This window comes from Amycolatopsis sp. NPDC054798 (assembly GCF_053611505.1).
This window is the reverse complement of sequence record NZ_JBSHAM010000185.1, coordinates 1-8,018: the sequence shown is the minus strand read 5'-3', so window position 1 is coordinate 8,018 and position 8,018 is coordinate 1. Positions and strand designations below refer to the sequence as shown.

The following is an 8,018-nucleotide window of genomic DNA, read 5'->3' as shown; positions in this document are numbered from 1 at the left end:
GGCGGGTTCTGGGCCCAGTTCGGCGACGTGCTCGGCCACCTGATCCTGCCGACGATCTCGCTCGCGCTGACGAGTTACGCGGCCTGGAGCCGGTACCAGCGCGCTTCGATGCTCGAGGTGCTCAACAGCGATTACGTCCGCCTCGCGAGGGCCAAGGGCCTGCCGCGCTGGACGGTGACGCGCAAGCACGCGCTGCGCAACGCGCTGATCCCGCTGACCACGGTGACCGCACTCGACATCGGCTCGATCCTCGGCGGCGCCGTCGTCACCGAAACCGTGTTCCAATGGCAGGGTGCGGGCGCTTTCCTGCTGGACGCGATCAAGCGCAGCGACGTGTACGCGGTGGAGGCGTGGCTGCTCATCGCGGCGACGTTCATCATCCTGCTCAACCTGATCGCCGACCTGCTCTACGGCCTGCTCGACCCGAGGATCCGCTATGCCTAACGACGTATTCGACACCCCGCCCACCACCCTGGGCGGCGCTCGGTTCGCTCCGGACGACCCGCAGACCCCGCGCGGCGCGCCGGAACGCGAGTTCACGGTCAAGGAGCGCAGCCAGGCACAGCTGGTTTTCCGGCGGTTCCTGCAGCACCGGCTCGCGATGATCAGCCTCGTCGTGTTCGTGCTGATCATCCTGTTCGCCTACGTGGGCGCGGCGATCTGGAAGTACGACGCAGGGGCCATCACCGACCAGAACTCGGCCCCGCCCTCGGGCGACCATCCGTTCGGCACCGACGCCGTCGGCCACGACACCCTCGCGCAGGTGATGCGCGGAACGCAGATCTCGCTGCAGATCTCGATCCTCGTCGCGATCTTCGCGACCGTCGTGGGCACGGTGTGGGGCGCGGTCGCCGGTTATTACCGCGGCTGGCTCGACACGGTCCTGATGCGCATCGCGGACCTCGTGCTGACGCTGCCGCTGCTCGCGGTGGCCGCGGTGCTGGGCCACCAGTCCGGCGGCACGTGGTGGCTGATCGCGGTCGTCATCGGCGGCCTCTACTGGGCGTACGTCTCCCGGGTCGCCCGCGGCGTCGTGCTTTCCTTGCGCGAGAAGGAATTCGTGGAGGCGTCGAAGGCGCTCGGCGCGAGCGACAGCCGGATCATCTTCCGGCACCTGGTGCCCAACGCGCTCGGCGCGATCATCGTCAACCTGACGATCCTCGTGTCGATCGCCATCCTGCTCGAGACGGCGCTGTCGTTCCTCGGCTTCGGCGTGCAGCCGCCGGACACCTCGCTCGGGCTGCTCGTGAGCAGCGCGCAGACCGCGATCGACACGCGGCCGTGGCTGTTCTACTTCCCGGGCATTTTCATCATCCTGATCGCACTGACGATCAACTTCATCGGGGACGGCCTGCGGGACGCGTTCGACCCCCAGCAGACGAAGGTGCGCGCATGACCCAGAACGGCTCCGAAGGACGCGGCGGCGATCCCGTCCTCGTCGTTGAGGACCTGACCGTGCAGTTCCCGACCGGCGAGGGCGTGGTCAGCGCCGTTCGCGGCGTGAACTACGCGCTTCGCCGCGGCGAGGTGCTCGGCATCGTCGGCGAATCCGGCTCCGGAAAATCGGTGACCTCGCTCGCGGTGATGGGCCTGCTGCCGAAGACCGCGAAGGTGTCCGGCTCGATCCGGTTCGGCGGGAAAGACCTGCTGAAGTGCAGCGAGAAGGAACTGAACAAGGTACGCGGCAAGGGCATCGCGATGGTCTTCCAGGACCCGATGACCTCGCTGAACCCGGTGTACACCGTGGGCGACCAGATCGCCGAGGCGATCACCGCGCACCACGACGTGCGCAAGGACGTCGCGAAGAAGCAGGCGATCGAACTGCTCGACCTGGTCCGCATCCCGAACCCGAAGCAGCGCGCGGACGAGTACCCGCACCAGCTGTCCGGCGGCATGCGCCAGCGCGTGGTGATCGCGATCGCGATGGCCAACAACCCGGACGTGATCATCGCGGACGAGCCGACCACCGCGCTCGACGTGACGGTGCAGGCGCAGATCCTCGAAGCGCTGCAGGCCGCGCAGAAGGAAACCGGCGCGGCGATGGTGCTGATCACGCACGACCTCGGCGTGATCGCCGGCCAGGCGGACCGGGTGCACGTGATGTACGCGGGCAAGGTCGTCGAGTCCGGCACGGTCGACGACATCTTCTACAACCCGCGGATGCCGTACACGCTCGGCCTGCTCGGCAGCCTGCCGCGGCTGGACGTGAAGACCGAACGGCTCACGCCGATCACCGGTTCGCCGCCCGCGACGCAGAACATGCCGCCGGGCTGCCCGTTCAGCCCGCGCTGCCCGCTGTCGCAGCCGATCTGCGACGAGGAGGAACCGGCGCTCGTCGCGGGACCCAACGGCCAGCACGCGGCCTGTCACTTCACCGAGCAGGTCGTCGGGAAGGACCCGGCCGAGCTGTTCAGCGCCACCGCGGCCGACACGGCAGCCGTCCCGGTCGCCGTGGACGCCGCCGCGACCGACACGGAGACGAACCGATGAGCGAGGCCACGGCGGGAAAGACGCCCGTCCTCTCCGCGCAGAACCTGGTGAAGCACTTCCCCATCCGCGGCGGCGGCCTGATCCGCCGGGTCTCGGGTGCGGTGCAGGCGGTGTCGGACGTGTCGTTCGACATCTACCCGCACGAAACGCTCGCGCTGGTCGGCGAGTCCGGCTGCGGCAAGTCGACCACCGCCCGGGTGGCGCTGGCGTTGCAGCCGCTCACCAGCGGCAAGGTCACCTACGAGGGCAAAGACCTCGCGACGATGGGCAAGCGCGAACTGCAGCGGCTGCGGCGCAGCATGCAGATCGTGTTCCAGGACCCGTACGCCTCGGTCGACCCTCGGCTGCCGGTGAACGAGATCATCGCCGAACCGCTGCGCATCCACGGGCTGTACGACAACGGCGGCAAACAGCAGGTCCGCGACCTGATGAAGACCGTCGGGCTGCGTCCGGAGCACGGCAACCGGTTCCCGCACGAGTTCTCCGGCGGTCAGCGGCAGCGCATCGGCATCGCCCGTGCGCTCGCGTTGAAGCCGAAGGTGCTGGTGCTGGACGAGCCGGTGTCCGCGCTGGACGTGTCGATCCAGGCCGGTGTGCTCAACCTGCTGAAGGACCTGCAGGCGGAGCTGGGGCTGTCGTATCTGTTCGTGTCCCACGACCTTTCGGTGGTGCGGCACGTGGCGGACCGGATCGCGGTGATGTACCTGGGCAAGATCGTGGAGACCGCGCCGTCGGAGGAGCTGTTCCAGACTCCGGCGCATCCGTACACGCAGGCGTTGATCTCGGCGATCCCGGTGCCGGACCCGCGCAAGGAGCGGACGCGGCAGCGAATCGTCATCACCGGTGACGTGCCCAGCCCGGCCAACCCGCCGTCAGGCTGCCGGTTCCGCACCCGGTGCCCGAAGTTCGCCAACCAGCTGGACGACGCCGGGCGCGAGAAGTGCAAGACGGAAGAGCCCGCTTTGGTGGACCGCGGGCACGCGCACCCGGTGGCGTGCCACTTCGCGGAAAGCCTGCAGTTGATCTGACGCGCCAACGAAAAGTACGTGAGGGGAACCCTGAGGGAATCTGATTCCCTCAGGGTTCCCCTCACGGCTTTTCAGCTCAGGTGGCGCCGCGGGTCCAGTTCACCGCGGAGCCGAACGGGCCCTGCATCGGAGGTCCGGGGGTAAGGCCGGAGATTCCCTTGCCTACCGCCAAAGTCTCGGCTTCCTGGAACAGCGGGATCGCTACGTTCTGGGACCACAGCTGCGGTTCCAGGGTCTTGAGCGAATCGGCGACAGTCGCCGAACCGGTGAGCGCGGAGTCGATCGTCGCTTGCAGCCCTTGGTCGCACAGGCCCGCGGAGTTGGCCGGCACCACGGGTTTGGTCTTGTCCGCCGACGCGGGTTCGGGAGCGCAGCCGTAGCTGGAAGCCAGCACCGTCGCCGGGTCGCCGCCGACCGGCTGGCCTACCACGGCGATGTCGACGCCGACGGTGCTGTTCGAGTCCGGGCTCGCCTGTTGTTTTCCGTTGACCACCGGCATGGCCAGCAGGGACGAGTACAGGTCGCGCGGCTGCGGTTTGATTTGGTTGACCTCGATGCCGCCCGCGACGAGTTCCGAAGAAAGTTCCTTCGCGATCGACGCGTACGGTTCCTGTTCGCCGGGCGACGCGAGCACTATCGACAGCGTTTTGTTTCCCTTGCGCCACACGCCGGCTTCCTTTTTGTACCCGGCGGCGGTGAAGTACTGCTCGGCCTTTGTCGCGTCCGGCGCGGACGGCGGGCCAGCCGGAATGGTGGCCGCGTAGCCCTTCGCGGACGGCGGCAGTACCTGCGCATCTGCTTTCAGAGCCGCGGACGGGCCGCCCTTCGCCCCGGCGGCGATCAGCTTTCCGCGGTCCAGCAGCACGGCGATGCCTGCGCGGACTTGCGGATCAGAGAGCGTCGCGCTCACCGGACGCAGCAGCACCGACGCGGTCAGCGGGCGCGGCAGCGTATGCAATTTGACGGCCGAGCCCAGGTCGTTCAGCAATTGCAGGCCAGTGGAATCGGTGCGGGTCAAGGAGAACTGGTCGTTGCCGCTGCGCAGTGCGGTCGCGATGCCGGACGCGTCGGAGCGGCGCAGGATCAGGGTGTCGACCGCGGCTGGCTTTTCCCAGTACCGGTCGTTGCGCTGGAGGGTCGCTTCGCCGCGGGCGGTGTCGATCGTCTTGATCGCGAACGGCCCGGCCACCGCGGGGAAGCTCGTCGCGAGGGCGTTCGTCCAGCCGCCCGGCGAGTCCTTGAGCAGGTGTTGCGGCAGCAGATTGTCGAACAGCGTCTGCCAGGCCGGATACGGCTTGCTGAAGGTGACCTCGACGCCCTTGCCGCCGTCGCGGGATTCGATGTCCGAGATCAGCCGGTAGCCGGCCGGCTCGATCACGCCGGGGTTCGTCTTCATCGCGTTGGCGAGGTAGATGAAGTCCTCGGTGGCGATCGGGGCCCCGTCGGACCACGAGGCGTCCGGGCGGATCACGTACTTCACCGTGAACGGCACCTGCGACACGACCTCGGCCGAGACCATCAGCGTCTTGTCGAGCGTGCGCGTGCCGTCCTCGGACTGCCGGAACACCGAGGGCAGCAGCAGCTGCGACAAGGCCGTGGTGATCGTCGACGAGTCCGCGATGCTGTGCGGGTTGTAGCCGCCGACCACGTCGTCCACGCCGACCACGATCTGCGACAGCGACGCCGCGCTGGTCGTGCTCGACGGCGGGGCCGACGTGACCACCGGGGGCGGCGGGGTGTTCGAACACGCGGCGAGCAGTACCCCCGCCAGCGCGAGCACCGGCCCCAGCCGGCGTCCGAATCGCACGCTCGTCCTCCTGAAAGTTCCGCCGCGCTCCGTGGTCCGAGCGGACATGCTGCCATGCCAGGGCGGGGGCCGGCATCGAGATTCCCACATCGGCCGCCGCTCCGTGACATCGGAGTGGATACCGCCATAAGAGTGGACGTACGAACGGCCGTCCCGGTTCACGCGAAAGGGCGCCTCCCGGGAACGGGAGGCGCCCTTTTTCACCTTCGCGAGGTTCAGCTGTTGTTGTCGCGGCTCTTGGCCCGCGAGCGCTCCTTTGCGCGGGTGTTGATGTCGAGCGTGACCTTGCGGACCCGCACGACCTCCGGCGCGACCTCGACGCATTCGTCGCTCGCGCAGAACTCCAGCGCCTCTTCCAGGCTGAGCTTGCGCGGGCGGGCCAGCGTCTCCATCACGTCGGCCGACGACTGCCGCATGTTGGTCAGCTTCTTTTCCTTGGTGATGTTGATGTCGAGGTCCTCGAACCGCGGGTTCTCGCCCACGACCATGCCCTCGTACACCTCCGCGCCGGGCTCGACGAAGAAGGTGCCGCGGTCGGCGAGCTGGATCATCGCGTACGCGGTGATCGGGCCCGAACGGTCGGCGACCAAGGAACCGCTGTGCCGGGTGCGGATCTCGCCCGCCCACGGGAAGTAGCCCTCGAACACGTGGTTCGCGATGCCGGTGCCGCGGGTTTCGGTGAGGAAGTCGGTGCGGAAGCCGATGAGGCCGCGCGACGGCAGCACGTAGACCAGCTTGATCCGGCCGGTGCCGTTGCCGCTCATGTCCTCCATGCGGCCCTTGCGGGACGCGAGCAGCTGCGTGATCGCGCCGAGGTGCTCCTCGGGCGAGTCGATGTACAGGCGCTCGAACGGCTCGTGCAGCTTGCCGTCGATCGTGCGCAGCACCACCTGCGGCTTGCCGACGGTCAGCTCGAAGCCCTCGCGGCGCATCTGCTCGACCAGGATGGCCAGCGCCAGCTCGCCGCGGCCCTGCACCTCCCAGGTGTCCGGGCGCTCGGTCGGCAGGACGCGGATCGAGACGTTGCCGATCAGCTCCTGGTCGAGGCGGGCCTTGACCAGCCGCGCGGTGACCTTGTCGCCGCCGTTGCGCCCGGCCAGCGGCGAGGTGTTGACGCCGATGGTCATCGAGATGGCGGGCTCGTCCACGGTGATCCGGGGAAGCGCCACCGGGTTCTCCGGGTCGGCGAGGGTGTCGCCGATGGTGATGTCCGGGATGCCCGCGATGGCGACCAGTTCGCCCGCGCTGGCCTCGGACGCCGGGACCCGGGTGAGCGCCTCGGTGACGAGCAGCTCGGAGATCCGGACGTTCTGGACAGTGCCGTCCTCGCGCATCCAGGCCACGGTCTGGCCCTTGCGCAGCTTGCCCGCGTGGATGCGGATGAGCGCGATGCGGCCGAGGAAGTTCGACGCGTCGAGGTTGGTGACGAGCGCCTGCAGCGGGGCGTCCAGGTCCGCGGCCGGGGCCGGGACGTGCTGGAGCAGGGTCTCGAACAGCGGGTCGAGGTTCTCGCTGTCGGGAAGGCCGCCGTCCTCGGGCTGGGTCAGCGACGCCTTGCCCGCTCGTGCGGAGGCGTAGACGACCGGCAGGTCGAGGATCGCGTCGTGGTCGGCGTCCTCGATGTCGCTCGCCAGGTCGAGCAGCAGGTCGTGGGTCTCCTCGACGACCTCGGAGATCCGCGCGTCCGGCCGGTCGACCTTGTTGACCAGCAGGATCACCGGCAGCTTCGCCTCGAGCGTCTTGCGCAGCACGAAGCGGGTCTGCGGCAGCGGGCCCTCGCTCGCGTCGACCAGCAGCACGACGCCGTCGACCATGGACAGGCCGCGCTCGACCTCGCCGCCGAAGTCGGCGTGGCCCGGGGTGTCGATCACGTTGATGGTGACCGCGCCGTCCGGGGTCTGGCGGTGGATGGAGGTGTTCTTCGCGAGAATGGTGATGCCCTTTTCCCGCTCGAGTTCACCGGAGTCCATCACGCGGTCGACCAGCTCGGCGCGTTCGGCGAAGGCGCCGGACTGACGGAGCATGGCGTCGACCAGAGTGGTCTTGCCGTGGTCGACGTGGGCGACGATCGCGACGTTGCGCAGGTCGGGCCGGGTCTTGCCGGACGCGCGGCCGGTTTCGACCGCGGTGGCGCTGGCTGCGGGCACGCGAAGACTCCTGAACTTCGAAGAATAAGGCGGGTGGCACCGCGCGGCGGGCGGGATGACGGGCACCGGACACAGCGACCGGCTCTCGCTGACCGGCTTTGGCCACACGCGGACTTCAATCAGGATACCTGTTGGGTTGGTGTGAGGAGCGCCACGCCCCATGATCGGTTAGGCTCACCTAACCTTGCGGTGTTCTTGACGGCCGGATTGAGGAGTGCGCGATGGGGAAGAAACACGCGGACGATCCTCGGGCTGTGGTGCGGAAGCTGATGAAGGCCGGGAAGGTCAAGAAGAAGTGCTGCCGGTCCAAGGATCGGTGCAAGAAGTGTCCGGTGCTGGCGTTGAAGAAGGCTAAGGCTCGGGTGGCCAAGGCTGCTTGAGGCTGGTTGGCGGGGACGGCTCGTCGCCTGGCGGCGACATTGCAGGCGGGTGGGTTTTGGGCACCCCGAAGCCGATTGTGCTGACGGTTCGGGGGTGGGTTTGTTGTGGGGGAAGATGTCGTTATAAACAACCCCCCAACCCACGGGAGGGTTGGGTTGGGGGTGT

7 protein-coding genes are annotated in these 8,018 nt (G+C 68.3%); 5 read left to right on the top strand and 2 right to left on the bottom strand.

What is annotated here, in order from left to right; genetic code table 11:
* The 4 genes from ACWGIC_RS44180 to ACWGIC_RS44165 all read left to right on the top strand — a co-directional run.
* Positions 1-444, top strand: a 444-nt coding sequence (locus ACWGIC_RS44180) for an ABC transporter permease (RefSeq protein WP_452081921.1), incomplete at its 5' end; no start/stop codon positions are given.
* Positions 437-1,396: an ABC transporter permease gene (locus ACWGIC_RS44175; protein WP_452081920.1), complete on the top strand. Its 960-nt coding sequence runs from the start codon at positions 437-439 to the stop codon at positions 1,394-1,396. The genes ACWGIC_RS44180 and ACWGIC_RS44175, both read left to right, overlap by 8 nt.
* Positions 1,393-2,490 (top strand): ABC transporter ATP-binding protein, encoded by a 1,098-nt coding sequence (locus ACWGIC_RS44170; RefSeq protein WP_452081919.1) that lies wholly within the window; start codon positions 1,393-1,395, stop codon positions 2,488-2,490. Before ACWGIC_RS44175 ends, ACWGIC_RS44170 begins: the two co-directional genes overlap by 4 nt.
* A complete protein-coding gene (locus tag ACWGIC_RS44165) occupies positions 2,487-3,518 on the top strand; it encodes an ABC transporter ATP-binding protein (protein ID WP_452081918.1) in 1,032 nt (343 codons plus the stop codon). Before ACWGIC_RS44170 ends, ACWGIC_RS44165 begins: the two co-directional genes overlap by 4 nt.
* A 76-nt stretch (positions 3,519-3,594) precedes the next feature.
* Here ACWGIC_RS44165 and ACWGIC_RS44160 read toward each other — a convergent pair whose 3' ends face one another.
* Together ACWGIC_RS44160 and typA are read right to left on the bottom strand one after the other, a co-directional pair.
* On the bottom strand, positions 3,595-5,298 hold the full coding sequence (locus ACWGIC_RS44160) for an ABC transporter family substrate-binding protein (protein ID WP_452081922.1): 1,704 nt from the start codon (positions 5,296-5,298) through the stop codon (positions 3,595-3,597).
* Positions 5,299-5,540: 242 nt separating this feature from the next.
* On the bottom strand, positions 5,541-7,472 hold the full coding sequence (gene typA, locus ACWGIC_RS44155) for a translational GTPase TypA (RefSeq protein WP_452081917.1): 1,932 nt from the start codon (positions 7,470-7,472) through the stop codon (positions 5,541-5,543).
* A gap of 221 nt (positions 7,473-7,693) precedes the next feature.
* Here typA and ACWGIC_RS44150 point away from each other — a divergent pair, with 221 nt between their 5' ends.
* Complete coding sequence (locus tag ACWGIC_RS44150; RefSeq protein WP_452081916.1) at positions 7,694-7,852, top strand: hypothetical protein; 159 nt, start codon at positions 7,694-7,696, stop codon at positions 7,850-7,852.
* Positions 7,853-8,018: the final 166 nt, after the last annotated feature.

What these genes read in the sequence shown, in the direction of transcription:
- ACWGIC_RS44175 (WP_452081920.1), top strand. Translation starts at nt 437, where the DNA reads ATGCCTAACGACGTATTCGACACCCCGCCCACCACCCTGGGCGGCGCT.
- ACWGIC_RS44170 (WP_452081919.1), top strand. Translation starts at nt 1,393, where the DNA reads ATGACCCAGAACGGCTCCGAAGGACGCGGCGGCGATCCCGTCCTCGTC.
- ACWGIC_RS44165 (WP_452081918.1), top strand. Translation starts at nt 2,487, where the DNA reads ATGAGCGAGGCCACGGCGGGAAAGACGCCCGTCCTCTCCGCGCAGAAC.
- ACWGIC_RS44150 (WP_452081916.1), top strand. Translation starts at nt 7,694, where the DNA reads ATGGGGAAGAAACACGCGGACGATCCTCGGGCTGTGGTGCGGAAGCTG.